This window comes from Stackebrandtia sp., assembly GCF_035643755.1.
In the GTDB taxonomy this organism is placed as follows: domain Bacteria; phylum Actinomycetota; class Actinomycetes; order Mycobacteriales; family Micromonosporaceae; genus Stackebrandtia.
The window spans coordinates 1-12,310 of sequence record NZ_DASQPW010000138.1; the positions used below are offsets into that span (position 1 = coordinate 1).

General features: G+C 70.6%; 12 protein-coding genes and 1 pseudogene. 10 read left to right on the forward strand and 3 right to left on the reverse strand.

Going from position 1 to position 12,310, the window contains the following annotated elements; genetic code table 11:
• Positions 1-1,318: YifB family Mg chelatase-like AAA ATPase (locus VE172_RS10635; protein WP_324800980.1), on the reverse strand; the 1,318-nt coding region annotated here is incomplete at its 3' end.
• Positions 1,318-1,683 (reverse strand): YraN family protein, encoded by a 366-nt coding sequence (locus VE172_RS10640; RefSeq protein ID WP_324800984.1) that lies wholly within the window; start codon positions 1,681-1,683, stop codon positions 1,318-1,320. The genes VE172_RS10635 and VE172_RS10640, both read right to left, overlap by 1 nt.
• 51 nt (positions 1,684-1,734) lie before the next feature.
• Here VE172_RS10640 and VE172_RS10645 point away from each other — a divergent pair, with 51 nt between their 5' ends.
• Entirely contained in the window at positions 1,735-2,685 is a 951-nt protein-coding gene (locus VE172_RS10645) for a tyrosine recombinase XerC (RefSeq protein WP_324800987.1), read from the forward strand.
• 16 nt (positions 2,686-2,701) lie between these two features.
• Entirely contained in the window at positions 2,702-3,871 is a 1,170-nt protein-coding gene (locus VE172_RS10650; RefSeq protein ID WP_324800990.1) for an aminotransferase class V-fold PLP-dependent enzyme, read from the forward strand.
• A gap of 120 nt (positions 3,872-3,991) precedes the next feature.
• Here the strand turns inward: VE172_RS10650 and VE172_RS25430 are convergent.
• Positions 3,992-4,528: pseudogene (locus VE172_RS25430) on the reverse strand (peptidoglycan DD-metalloendopeptidase family protein); the annotation flags it as partial.
• Positions 4,529-4,604: 76 nt separating this feature from the next.
• Here VE172_RS25430 and VE172_RS10655 point away from each other — a divergent pair.
• From VE172_RS10655 to VE172_RS10690, 8 genes are all read left to right on the forward strand, one after another.
• Positions 4,605-5,438 carry a hypothetical protein gene (locus tag VE172_RS10655; protein WP_324800993.1) on the forward strand — a complete coding sequence of 278 codons (834 nt, stop codon included), beginning with the start codon at positions 4,605-4,607 and terminating at the stop codon, positions 5,436-5,438.
• A 278-nt stretch (positions 5,439-5,716) separates the two neighbouring features.
• A complete protein-coding gene (gene rpsB / locus VE172_RS10660; RefSeq protein ID WP_324800996.1) occupies positions 5,717-6,673 on the forward strand; it encodes a 30S ribosomal protein S2 in 957 nt (318 codons plus the stop codon).
• 77 nt (positions 6,674-6,750) lie between these two features.
• The gene (gene tsf, locus VE172_RS10665; RefSeq protein WP_324800999.1) at positions 6,751-7,563 is read left to right on the forward strand and encodes a translation elongation factor Ts; all 813 of its coding nucleotides are present in this window, start codon (positions 6,751-6,753) and stop codon (positions 7,561-7,563) included.
• 99 nt (positions 7,564-7,662) lie between these two features.
• Positions 7,663-8,397 (forward strand): UMP kinase, encoded by a 735-nt coding sequence (pyrH, locus tag VE172_RS10670; RefSeq protein WP_324801002.1) that lies wholly within the window; start codon positions 7,663-7,665, stop codon positions 8,395-8,397.
• Positions 8,398-8,492: 95 nt separating this feature from the next.
• Positions 8,493-9,050, forward strand: a complete 558-nt coding sequence (frr, locus tag VE172_RS10675) for a ribosome recycling factor (RefSeq protein ID WP_324801005.1) — start codon at positions 8,493-8,495, stop codon at positions 9,048-9,050.
• Positions 9,050-10,036 carry a phosphatidate cytidylyltransferase gene (locus VE172_RS10680; RefSeq protein WP_324801008.1) on the forward strand — a complete coding sequence of 329 codons (987 nt, stop codon included), beginning with the start codon at positions 9,050-9,052 and terminating at the stop codon, positions 10,034-10,036. Before frr ends, VE172_RS10680 begins: the two co-directional genes overlap by 1 nt.
• An 88-nt stretch (positions 10,037-10,124) precedes the next feature.
• Positions 10,125-11,288 carry a dual-specificity RNA methyltransferase RlmN gene (gene rlmN / locus VE172_RS10685; RefSeq protein ID WP_324801011.1) on the forward strand — a complete coding sequence of 388 codons (1,164 nt, stop codon included), beginning with the start codon at positions 10,125-10,127 and terminating at the stop codon, positions 11,286-11,288.
• On the forward strand, positions 11,288-12,310 hold a 1,023-nt coding region (locus VE172_RS10690), incomplete at its 3' end, for a DivIVA domain-containing protein (RefSeq protein ID WP_324801013.1). The genes rlmN and VE172_RS10690, both read left to right, overlap by 1 nt.

A 12,310-nucleotide genomic window follows, 5' to 3' on the forward strand; every position in this document is an offset into this window, starting at 1 on the left:
GCGCCTCGCTGTTGGTGCGCCACGGCGTCCCGGCGGCGGACCAGCGCTCGGTGGCGGCGTCGCGGGCCCGCCTGACCCGGGCGGCGATCGCCCCGGAGGCCTCCGGGGCCGCGTCGTCGGACAGCAGCGCCCAGGCCGATACCGGCGCCATCTCCAGCCGAATGTCGACGCGGTCCAGCAGCGGCCCCGACAGCCGACCCAGGTAGCGGCGGCGCTGCATGGGGGTGCACGTACACGCGCCGTGCCCGCCGACCCCGCACGGGCACGGATTGGCCGCCAGCACCAGCTGGACCCGCGCGGGAAAGCGGGCGGTGGAGCGGGAACGGGAGATCAGCACCTCGCCGCGCTCCAGGGGTTGGCGCAGCGAATCGAGCACCTCGCGGCGGGCCTCGGGGCACTCGTCCAGAAACAGGACCCCGTTGTGCGCCAAGGAGACCGCGCCGGGGCGCAGCGGATAGGTGCCGCCGCCGACCATGGCGGGCATGGTCGCCGAGTGATGCGGCGCCGAGAACGGCGGGTGCCGCAGCAGGACGGAGGAGCCGGTGGGCAGCATCCCGGCGATGGAGTGCAGCGCGGTGGTCTCCAGCGCCGCCGCGTCGCCCAGCGGCGGCAGGATGGACGGCAGCCGCTCGGCCAGCATGGTCTTGCCGGCGCCGGGCGGGCCGACCATGAACACGTGATGGCCGCCGGCCGCGGCCACCTCGATGGCGCGCCGCGCCGCCTCCTGGCCGATCACGTCGGCCATGTCCGGCAGGTCCACGGGGGCGGGAGGGGCCGGCGCGGGTTCGGCGCGTTCCAGCTCCACCTCGCCGCGCAGGAAGGCCAGCACCTCCGACAGGGACCTGGCGCCGTGGGTCCGCATGCCCGTCACCACGGCGGCCTCGCCGAGGTTGTCCGCCGGGACGACCGCCTCGCTCAGCCCGTGGTCGCGCCCGGCCATCAGCGCGGGCAGCACCCCGCGCACCGGACGCACCTGCCCGTCCAAACCCAACTCGCCCAACAACACCAGCCCCCGCAGCCGCCGCGCCGGGACCAGCTCGACGGCCGCCAACAGGGCAGCGGCGATCGCCACGTCGCAGGCCGATCCCGACTTCGGCAGCGAGGCGGGCAGCAGGTTGAGCACGACCCGCCCGTCGGGCCAGCGGATGCCGGTGTTCTCCACCGCGGAGCGCACCCGGACCTTCGCCTGTTGGAGCGCGGTGTCGGCCAGCCCGGTGAGGGCCACGCACGGCAGGCCGTTGCCGACGTGCGCCTCCACGGTCACCCGGTCCCCGCGCAGCCCGGACAGGCACACGCTGGTGCTGTGGCAATAGGGCATCACACGACCCCCCGCCGGTGGTCGATGGACGCCGTCCCGTCCGGGCCGACGAGGACGCACACCGCGTCGATGCGCATCCGCCGCCACGCGCGCCGACTCTCGTTGCGCCACAACAGCGCCAGCTCCCGCACCCGCCGCGCCTTGTCGGCGTCGATCGCGGCGGCCGGGGTGCCGCACCGCACCGAGCGCCGGGTCTTCACCTCGCAGACGACGACCGTGGCGCCCCGGGCGGCGACGATGTCGAGTTCCCCCGACCGGCACCGCCAGTTGCGCGCCACGATGCGCATCCCGTCGCGCCGCAGGTGCGCGGCGGCGAGCTCCTCGCCGAGCGCCCCGAGCTCCCGTCGGTCTTTCACGTGCGCCATGGTCACCTCCAATGTGAATTCGGCACTGCCGATGCGAACTACACTGATCGCATGCCCGAAAGCGGTGCGGGAACACCGGACGACGAGCAGGCGCCCGTCTCCCTCCCGCCTGCCCTTGTGGACGCGTTGGACGGCTTCGCCGACCATCTCGCCCACGAACGCGGTCGCCGCGCCCACACGGTGCGCGCGTATCGCTCCGATATCCGTTCCCTGCTGGAACACGCCGCCGCCTCCGGCTCCGCCGATCTGTCCGCGATGGACATCTCGGTGCTGCGCGGGTGGCTCACCCGGTTGCGGCTGGACGGACTCGCCCGCACCTCGCTGGCGCGCAAGGTCGCCGCGGCGCGGGCCTTCACCGCCTGGGCCCATCGCCAACAGCTGCTGAGCGCCGACCCCGGCGTCCGGCTCGTCGGGCCCTCGGTGCCCCGCAACCCGCCCGAGGTGCTGCGCGACGACCAGGCCGCGACCCTGGCCGGCGCCGTCGCGGCCGACCCCACCCCGCTCGGCCTGCGCGACCGGGCGGTGATCGAGCTGCTGTACGCCACCGCGGTGCGGGTCAGCGAGCTGTGCGGCCTCGACTTGTCCTCGGTGGACAGATCGCGCAACGTGGTGCGGGTGCTCGGCAAGGGCGGCAAGGAGCGCGTGGTCCCCTTCGGAATCCCGGCGGCCCGCGCCCTCGACGCCTATCTGGACGCGGGCCGGCCCTCACTGGCCACAGGGGACAGCCGCGAGGCCCTGCTGCTGGGGGCCAGGGGCGGGCGGTTGCACCCGAACTCGGTGCGCCGGCTGCTGCGCGACTGGCTGGCCAGAACGGGTATGCCATCACTCACACCCCATGGACTTCGGCACACCGCGGCGACACACTTGCTCGATGGTGGCGCCGACCTGCGCAGCGTTCAGGAAATGCTGGGCCACGCATCGATCGACACCACCCAGATCTACACCCACGTGAGTGCCGAACGCCTGCGCGGCGCCTTCGAACAGGCCCACCCCCGCGCCTGAAGTCCAAGGAGCACAGATGACGGAGCCCGCCCCGCCCCCGCCGATCCCCGCGGCCCGGTCCCTGTTCACCCTCGACCCCGCCATGACCAACCTCAACCACGGCTCGGTCGGCGCGGTGCCCCTGCCGGTGCGCCACGCCCACCAGCGGATCACCGACGAGCTGGAGGCCGACCCGCGCGGGTTCTTCAAGCAGCGCGTCGCGCGGGTCACCGCCGCCCGGGCGGCCGCCTGCGAGTTCCTCGACCTGCCGCTCCACACCACGGCGCTGGTGAAGAACATCGCCACCGGCACCGCCCAGGTGCTCAAGAACCTCGACCTGGCCGCCGGGGACGAGGTCATCACCACCGACCACGGCTACGGCTCGGTCGGCTTCAACGTCGACGCCTACGCCCGGCACGACGGCGTCGTGCACAAGGTGGCGCCGGTTCCCCTCAACCCCACCGAAACCGACCTCATCGACGCCGTCGACGCCCTGATCACCGACCGCACCCGGCTGGTGATCTGCGACCACATCACCTCGGCCACCGCGCGGCTGTTCCCCGTGGCGGCCCTGTCGCGGCGGCTGCGCGAGCGCGGCGTCCCGCTGCTGGTCGACGCCGCCCACGCCCCCGGCCACGTCACCCCCGACGTCGCCGCCATCGGCGCCGACTTCTGGATCGGCAACCTCCACAAGTGGCTGTTCGCGCCGCGCGGCACCGCCGTGCTGTCGGTGTCCGAGGAATGGGCGCCGCGGATGCGCCCGCTCATGGAGTCCTGGGAACACGAGTCCGGCTTCCCGGTGTCCACCGAGTTCAACGGCACCGACGACTTCACCGGCTGGCTCGCCAGCACCGCCGCCATCGGGCTCATGCGCGACCTCGGGCCGCGGCGGGTGCGCGAACACAACAGCCGGCTCGCCCAGTACGGGCAGGCCGTGCTGGCCAAGGCTCTGGGCGTCGGCATCGACGACCCCGAACCCAGCCCGCTGGGCATGCGGCTGGTGCGCCTTCCCGAGGGCATGGGCACGACCCAGGCCCACACCGACCGGATCGAAAACGCGATCCGCGCCGAACTGTCCACCGAGCTGGCCGTGTGCTGCTTCAACGGCGTCGGCGTGATGCGGGTGGCCGCCCAGATCTACAACGCCCCCGCCGACTACGAGCGGCTCGCCGAGCGGCTCCCGGGCTTCCTCGAAACGCTGCGCTGAGGCGGGTTCTCGGCCCGGCCGCGGCAGCAGTCGCACCCGCCCGGCGCCCAGGAGGGACAGCGGATCGAGATAGCGTTCCCCGTCGCGCAACCCCCAGTGCAGGCAGGCGTCCGCCCGACAGCCCGGATGCCCCGGCTCCAGCCGACCGATCGGCTGCCCGGCGACCACCCGGCCGCCGCGACTCACCGCGGCGTCCACCGGTTCGTAGGTGGTGCGCCGGTGTGGCCCGTGGTCGATGCTCACCACGCCCCGACCGGCGACGCGACCCGCGAACGCCACGGTGCCGTCGCCGGCCGCGAACACCTGCTGCCCCGCCGCACCCCGCAGGTCCACGCCCCGGTGCCCGGCGCCCCATCGCTGCGCCGGGGCCCGGAACCGGTTGACGACCACGGGCGGCTGCAACGGCCACACGAAGGCCGGGCGCCCCGTGACCCGCGGGGCATCGGACGCCGACACCGTCCCCAGACCCAAGAGCGGCAGCACGAGCCCGACGACGACGCCGATGGCCACGATCCGAATCACTTCCATGCCGCCATGCTGCGCGCCCCGCCCCCGCCCCGTCCGCCCCACAACCGAGACCTGTGGATAACCCCCACCATGTGGAAAAACCACAATGGACTCAGGTGGCCGATTCCGCGCCGCGCCCGTATGATCCATGCGGCGCCGGCACCGTGTAGCGTGCCGACGGGGGTCAGGAAGGTCGCCTCAATTCCCTCAAAGGAGACGTTTCCCCATGACAGACAGGCATCAGAACTACCCGGACAGCACCGGCGCCCGCTGGGACGGCACCGCCTCCGGACGGCGACCGGCCTCCACCGACCGGCCCGCGTTCCTCGACCGCACCGAGCCGATGAGCCAGCAGGAACGCGACGCGCACTCCCCGGACGGCGCGCTCGACAGCGCCCCCGGCAGCACCTCCCGGCTGCCGTCGCAGAGCCGTCCCGACGCCGCGCCGCTGCCGCAGCAGTCGGACCCGGCCGCGCCGATCAGCCAGCAGTGGCAGATGAGCGCCCCCGCCGAGCTCGGCGGCGATCCGGAACTCGCCGCCGCCTCCGGCTTCGACCCCGGGACCGACAACCGCACCCCGCCGCCCGCCGCGGCCGTGCCGCAGCAACAGATCCCGCCGCACGCCACCACCCCGCCGCCGGCGGTCCACCAGCAGCAGGCCGCCGAGCCCGCCACCAACCTCAACGAACCCACCCAGCTGCACAACCCGGTCTCCGCGCCCTCCCAACAGCGCGGACGCGCCTACCCCTCGCAGGTCGCCGACGGCGTGTACAAGCGCAGCCGCCCCGGCCTCAGCGCCGCCGTGGTGTTCGGCGCGATCGCCGTGGCCGTCGTCATCGTCTACATGATGTTGCGTACCTTCGCGTCCAACCAGTACGACCCGTCGGTCATGGTGTCGGGCAGCTTCGCGCTGGCCGGCCTGCCCCTCACCGTCTCCGGCCTGCTGCCGCTGCTGGGCGGCGGCCCCGGCCCCGAGGACCGCAACGCGATCCTGCGCGCGCCCTACGTCCTGCTGGCCACCGGGCTGGTTCTGCTGCTCGCCGCCGGAATGGCGGCCTGAGACACCACCGGTACACAGCTGCGTGTAACCCCGGTACGCCGCGTACACTGGTCGACCGGCGGCCATCAACGGTGGCTGACTATCGCGTGCTCGCCTGTGCCCCGCACGGCGCACGGCGTCCCACCCCGGTCCGGTCCACGTGGCACCGGCCTGCAACGGACGTTCGCGGCGAGCACCAGGCGCGGGACGGCAAGGTGAACGCCGTTTCGCGAACAACCAGGGAAGCGCGCCCACCGGCCCCAAACCGGCGCGCGCTGATAGGAAAGGAAAACCAGGCAGTGCCTGTTGTCAGCATGCGCCAGCTGCTCGAAAGCGGCGTCCACTTCGGTCACCAGACCCGTCGGTGGAATCCGAAGATGAAGCGATTCATCCTCACTGAGCGCAACGGGATCTACGTGATCGACCTGCGCCAGACCCTCGACTACATCTCCAAGTCCTACGACTACATCAAGAACGTTGTGGCCGAGGGCGGCTCGATCATGTTCGTGGGCACCAAGAAGCAGGCCCAGGAGGCCATCGCCGAGCAGGCCCAGCGCGTCGGCATGCCCTACGTGAACTACCGCTGGTTGGGCGGGATGCTCACCAACTTCCAGACCATCTTCAAGCGTCTGCAGCGCCTCAAGGAGCTGGAGATCCTCGAGCAGTCCGACAACGCCAAGGAAGGCCGGACGAAGAAGGAACTCCTCCAGCTGATGCGGGAGAAGGACAAGCTCGCCCGCACCCTCGGCGGTCTGCGCGACATGACGAAGCTCCCGTCGGCGATCTGGGTCGTCGACACCAAGAAGGAGCACATCGCCGTCGACGAGGCCCGCAAGCTGGGCATCCCCGTCGTGGCCATTCTGGACACCAACTGCGACCCGGACGAGGTCGACTACCCGGTGCCGGGCAACGACGACGCAATCCGCGCCGCCGCCCTGCTCACTCGCGTGGTCGCCGACGCCGTGGCCGACGGGCTGATCGCCCGCTCCAGCAAGTCCGACAAGAGCGACGACAAGCCGGGCGCCACCGGCGGCGACGCCGCCGAGCCGCTGGCCGAGTGGGAGAAGGAGCTGCTCACCCGCTCCGACTCCGGCGGCGCGAGCGAGGGCGCCCACGCCGAGACCGCGGCCGAGGCCAAGGTCGAGGAGACCCAGGCCGTCGCCGAGGTCGAGGCCGAGGTTGAGGCCGAGGCCAAGCCCGAGGTTGAGGCCAAGCCCGAGACCACCGGCGAGACCACCGGCGAAGCCACCGCCTGAAGTTTTCGACGGGTGCGCGGTGACAGCGCCGCGCACCCCACAAACGACCCGACACGAGTTTCGAGTGGAAAGTAGACATGGCAACAATTACCGCTTCTGACATCAAGCGGCTCCGGGAGCTCACCGGCGCCGGAATGATGGACGTCAAGAAGGCCCTCACCGAGGCCGACGGCGACTTCGACGCCGCCGTCGAGGCGCTGCGGGTCAAGGGCGCCAAGGACGTCAACAAGCGAGCCGGACGGGTCGCCGCCAACGGCCTGGTCGCCCAGTCGGGCAACGCGCTGCTGGAGCTCAACTGCGAGACCGACTTCGTCGCCAAGAACGGAAACTTCATCGAGTTGGCCCAGTCGCTCGTGGAGCACGTCGCGGCCACCAAGCCCGGATCGGTGGAGGAGTTCCTGTCCAGCCAGCTCGACGGCAAGACCGTCGCCGACCTGGTGGCCGAGGAGTCGGCGAAGATCGGCGAGAAGCTGGTGGTCAACCGCCTGGCCGTGGTCGACGGTGACGTCGCCGTCTACATGCACCGCAAGGACCCCGACCTGCCCCCGCAGGTGGGCGTGATCGTCGCCTTCACCGGCGACGCCGACGCCGCGCGCGGCGCGGGCATGCAGATCGCCGCGATGCGCCCGCGCTACCTGAAGCGCGAGGAGGTGGCCGCCGACATCGTCGAGTCCGAGCGCCGGGTCGCCGAGCAGACCGCGCGCGAGGAGGGCAAGCCCGAAAAGGCGATCGAGAAGATCGTCGAGGGCAAGGTCAACGCCTACTACAAGGACTTCGTCCTGCTGGACCAGATGTCGGTGACCGACAACAAGAAGCCGGTCGCCAAGGTACTCGAGGAGGCGGGCACCGCGGTGACCGCTTTCGCCCGGTTCGAGGTCGGGCAGGAATAGGTCGCGGCGCGACAGTCGATCGGGGGCCGGCGGATGGTGGAACACCAGCCGTCAGGCCCCATTTTCATAGGCGGCACAAGCCCAATCGGAGGAGAAGCCATGAGCGACGGCGAGCGACGACAGTATCGCCGAGTGGTCCTGAAACTGTCCGGCGAGGTGTTCGGCGGCGGCGAGGTCGGCGTCGACCCCGACGTGGTCGCGGGCATCGCTGCGCAGATCACCAAGGCCAGCAAGTCCGGCGTTCAGATCGCCGTGGTCGTGGGCGGGGGCAACTTCTTCCGGGGCGCCGAACTGCAACGGCGCGGCATGGAACGCAGCCGCGCCGACTACATGGGGATGCTGGGCACCGTCATGAACTGCCTGGCGCTACAGGACTTCCTGGAGAAGGAGGGCGTGGAGACCCGGGTCCAGACCGCCATCACCATGGCGCAGGTCGCCGAGGCGTACATCCCGCGCAAGGCCATGCGCCACCTCGACAAGGGCCGCGTCGTGATCTTCGGCGCGGGCGCCGGGATGCCGTACTTCTCCACCGACACCGTCTCGGCGCAGCGGGCCCTGGAGATCAAGGCCGACATCGTCCTGATGAGCAAGAACGGCGTGGACGCGGTGTACACCGCCGACCCCCGCAAGGACCCCACCGCGCGCCGCCTGGAGCGGCTCACCTTCGACGACGCCCTGCAGCGTCGGCTTCGCATCATGGACCAGGCCGCGTTCAGCCTCTGCCAGGAGAACGATCTGCCGATGCTGGTGTTCGGCGCTGAGGGCACCGACTCGATCGCCCGCGCCCTGGTCGGCGAGCGCATCGGCACCCTCATCACCTCCGAGGGCCAGTGACGCCACGGCCTGTCAGGGACCCACGTGGGTGCGGGCTGCGGACATGAAACCATGAGACCACAGCGGTGCCCGTCCGAAGATTGTGAGAAGTTACCGTGATCGATGAGACCCTCTTCGACACCGAAGAGAAAATGGACACCTCGATCGAGCACGCCAAAGAGGAGTTCGCGGCGATTCGCACCGGACGCGCCTCCGCGGCGATGTTCTCCAAGATCCTGGTGGACTACTACGGATCGCCGACCCCGCTGCCTCAGCTGGCGTCCATCGCTGTGCCCGAACCGCGCATGGTGATCATCAAGCCGTACGACCTCTCCCAGACCGACGCGCTGGAGCGCGCCATCCGGGACTCCGACCTCGGCGTCAACCCGAACAACGAGGGCAGCCAGCTGCGGCTGTTCCTGCCGCAGATGACCGAGGAGCGCCGCCGCGAGATGATCAAGGTGGCTCGCCACAAGGGCGAGGAGTCCAAGATCGCCGTGCGCAACGTCCGGCGCAAGTGCAAGGAGGAGCTCGAGCGGTTGATCAGCGACGGAGAGGTCGGGGAGGACGAGGGCCGCCGCGCCGAGAAGGACCTGGACGAGATGACCCAGCGCTACGTGAAGGTCATCGACGATCTGGTGTCCCACAAGGAATCCGAGCTACTCGAAATCTGATGGGACGCCACAACACCTCGTCGCCGGGCGGTCCCCGCCCGAGCGCGGAACCACCTCACCCCAACCGGCGCTCTCCCGGGCCGGGCCCCGGCCAACCCGACAACGCCGTCGAACGCGTCGCCCCGCGGGAGGCCGCCGCCTGGCAGACGCAACCCGAGCCGCCCCCGTCGGGCGGCAAGGCCGGGCGCAATCTGCCGCTGGCCATCGCGGTCGGCCTGGTGCTGGGCGCCGTGGTGCTGGCGTCGCTTCTGGTGTACCGCCAGGCGTTCGCCGGCGTCATCGTCGTGGCCGTGGGCATCGGCGTGTGGGAGCTCGGCCAGGCCATGCGCTCCAAGGACATCGCGGTGCCCACCTGGACGCTGATCGGCTGCGGCGTGGGCATGCTGGGCCTCACCTGGTTCGGCGGCCCCGACATGCTGGCGCTCGGCATGGGCCTCACCGTCATGGTGCTGGTGGTGTGGCGGCTGGCCGACGGCGCCACCGGATACCACGTGGACCTCCCCGCCTCGGTACTGGTGGCCACCTACGTCCCGTTCCTGGGCGGCTTCGCGGTGTTGATGCTGCAACCCGACGACGGTCACCTTCGCATCATCGTGACGCTTGCCACGGTGGTGCTCAGCGACACCGGCGGATACATCGCCGGGGTACTGATCGGCAGGCACCCGATGGCGCCGAGGATCAGCCCCAAGAAGTCGTGGGAGGGCATGGCCGGATCGCTGCTGGCCTGCGCAATCGGTGGCGCCATCATGCTGCAGTTGATGTTCGGCGTCGAGTGGTGGAAGGGCGCCGTCTTCGGCGCCACGATCGCGATCGCCGCGACCCTCGGCGACCTGACAGAGTCCTTGATCAAACGTGATCTCGGTATCAAGGACATGAGCCGTCTGATCCCCGGACACGGCGGTTTGATGGACCGGCTGGACTCGATCCTGCTGGCCCTGCCGGTGGCATTCGCCTGGTTGGCGTACCTGGCACCGGTGACATCCTGACCCGTCGGCACGGTTTCACCGCGTCCGCGTGATTCCGTGCCTATCTTGCGTGTTCATCTTGTTGGGCATGCAAGACTGGAATTTAGTTATGACCACGCCTGTACTGAAACTGACCCCGACACGGACCGGCAAGATGCCTCCGCGTCACTTCGCTGACCTCACCATGAGCCAGCGGCGTGAAGCCGTGACCGCCCTGGGCGAACCGGCCTTCCGCGCCAAGCAGCTGTCTCAGCAATACTTCGGACGACACGAGACCGATGTCGCCGCCATGACGGACCTGCCGCGATCCTCCCGGCCGGCCATCGCCGAGGCGCTGTTTCCGTCTCTGCTCACCCCCGTGACCCAGAACGAGTGCGACAACGGCACCACGCGCAAGACGCTGTGGCGCCTGCACGATGGGTCCCTTGTGGAGAGCGTGCTGATGGGCTATCCGGGCCGCGCGACGGTGTGCGTCTCCTCACAAGCAGGCTGTGGCATGGCCTGTCCGTTCTGTGCGACAGGTCAAGGCGGCCTGACGCGTAACATGTCGACCGCCGAAATCGTTGAACAAGTGGTTAGCGCCGCTCGCCTCTCTGAACAGGCCGACCTCGGCCGGTTGTCCCACGTGGTTTTCATGGGAATGGGGGAGCCGCTGGCCAACTACACCCGGTTGGTGGCCGCGCTACGGCGGGTCACCGAGCCGGCCCCCGACGGCCTCGGGTTGTCGGCTCGGCACATCACGGTGTCAACCGTTGGTCTGGTTCCGGCCATTCGGAGGTTGACGGATGAAGATATGTCGGTGACGCTGGCAGTGTCGCTGCATGCTCCAGATGATGAGCTGCGCGACGAACTCGTGCCAATAAACAACCGATGGAAGGTCGCCGAAGTGTTGGACGCCGCATGGGAATATGCCAGGCGTACCGGGCGACGTGTGTCGATTGAATACGCGATGATTCGGGATGTCAACGATCAGCCATGGAGGGCTGATCTGCTCGGGCGGCTCCTCAAGGGGAAGCTCGCCCACGTCAATCTGATCCCGTTGAATCCCACACCGGGGAGCCGCTGGGACGCCAGCCCGAAGCCGGTCGAGCGCGAGTTCGTGTCCCGCTTGCGGGCGGCGGGCATCGCGACCACCGTGCGGGACACCAGGGGCAGGGAAATCGACGGGGCGTGTGGCCAGTTGGCAGCGACGCAGCGGGCCGCTCCGTCAGACGATGGGACGGAGCATGTGGCCCACGAACAAAGGGGCGATACGCGGAAGGTGGCTGTGTAGTGGCCAGTCAGGGTGAACGATTTAGGCGCCGCGCGCTGAACCGGGGATACAAGGTCGACGAGGTCGACGCCTTCTTGGACCGCGTCGAGGCGACGCTGTCGGGCGAGCCGATCGGCTCGCCGATGACCTCGCAGGAGGTCGACGATGTCGTGTTTCGCGTCCGCTTCGGCGGTTACGACGAGTGGCAGGTCGACGTCTACCTCGACCGTGTGGCCCGCCAACTGAGCGACCTGGAGGAACGCGGCGTGCTGGGGCGCGCGCCCTCGCCGGAGTTCGCCGGCGGACCGGCGGCTCACGCCGATGGCCCGCCGCGCGGCGGCTTCGACGGCGGACCGCCCCCGATGCGTGAGATGCGTGAGATGCGGGAACCGGGCGGTTTCGGCGGGGACGACGGGATGACGCGCGCGGTGCCGATGGGGCCGCGGGACGGCATGCCGATGCGCGGACCGATGTCGCCCCCGCGCGACATGATGCGCGACGCCCCGGTGTCGCCGCCCCCGCGCGACATGCCGATGCGCGAGGCTCCGGTTTCTCCGCCGCACGGTGACATGCCGATGCGCGGGGGACCGATGGGCCCGCCGCCGATGGGGGACGGACCGATGTCGCCCCCGCGGGGACCGATGTCGCCTCCCCGCGACCTCGGAATGCCGCCGCAGCGCGACATGCCGATGCGCGGCGGTCCCGATCCGACGATGATGATCAACCAGGTGTCGCCCCCGAGGCGGGACGCGCCCCCTCCGCCGATGCGCGAGGAACCCCCGACCCCGCCGCCGATGAACCGGCGTCCGGAACCGCCGCAGGGCGGCCGCTTCGACCGCGCTCCCGCGCCGCCTCCCCCGCCGCCCGTCGAGGACGACGGCGAGAGCTTCGCGCACCTGCGCGCCGACGATGGCGAGGGCTTCGGCCACCTGCGCGGCGGGGACTCCTTCGACGACCCGTTCGCCGACCACCCGCCGCGGCGCGGCACGCCTCCGGGCGGCTTCGACCGTCCGGGTGACGGGCCTCCGCCGCGCTTCGAGCCC

Coding starts and splice junctions, on each gene's coding strand:
- VE172_RS10655 (WP_324800993.1), top strand. CDS start 4,605: ATGACAGACAGGCATCAGAACTACCCGGACAGCACCGGCGCCCGCTGG.
- VE172_RS10650 (WP_324800990.1), top strand. CDS start 2,702: ATGACGGAGCCCGCCCCGCCCCCGCCGATCCCCGCGGCCCGGTCCCTG.
- tsf (WP_324800999.1), top strand. CDS start 6,751: ATGGCAACAATTACCGCTTCTGACATCAAGCGGCTCCGGGAGCTCACC.
- VE172_RS10680 (WP_324801008.1), top strand. CDS start 9,050: ATGGGACGCCACAACACCTCGTCGCCGGGCGGTCCCCGCCCGAGCGCG.
- pyrH (WP_324801002.1), top strand. CDS start 7,663: ATGAGCGACGGCGAGCGACGACAGTATCGCCGAGTGGTCCTGAAACTG.
- VE172_RS10640 (WP_324800984.1), bottom strand. CDS start 1,683: ATGGCGCACGTGAAAGACCGACGGGAGCTCGGGGCGCTCGGCGAGGAG.
- rlmN (WP_324801011.1), top strand. CDS start 10,125: ATGACCACGCCTGTACTGAAACTGACCCCGACACGGACCGGCAAGATG.
- VE172_RS10645 (WP_324800987.1), top strand. CDS start 1,735: ATGCCCGAAAGCGGTGCGGGAACACCGGACGACGAGCAGGCGCCCGTC.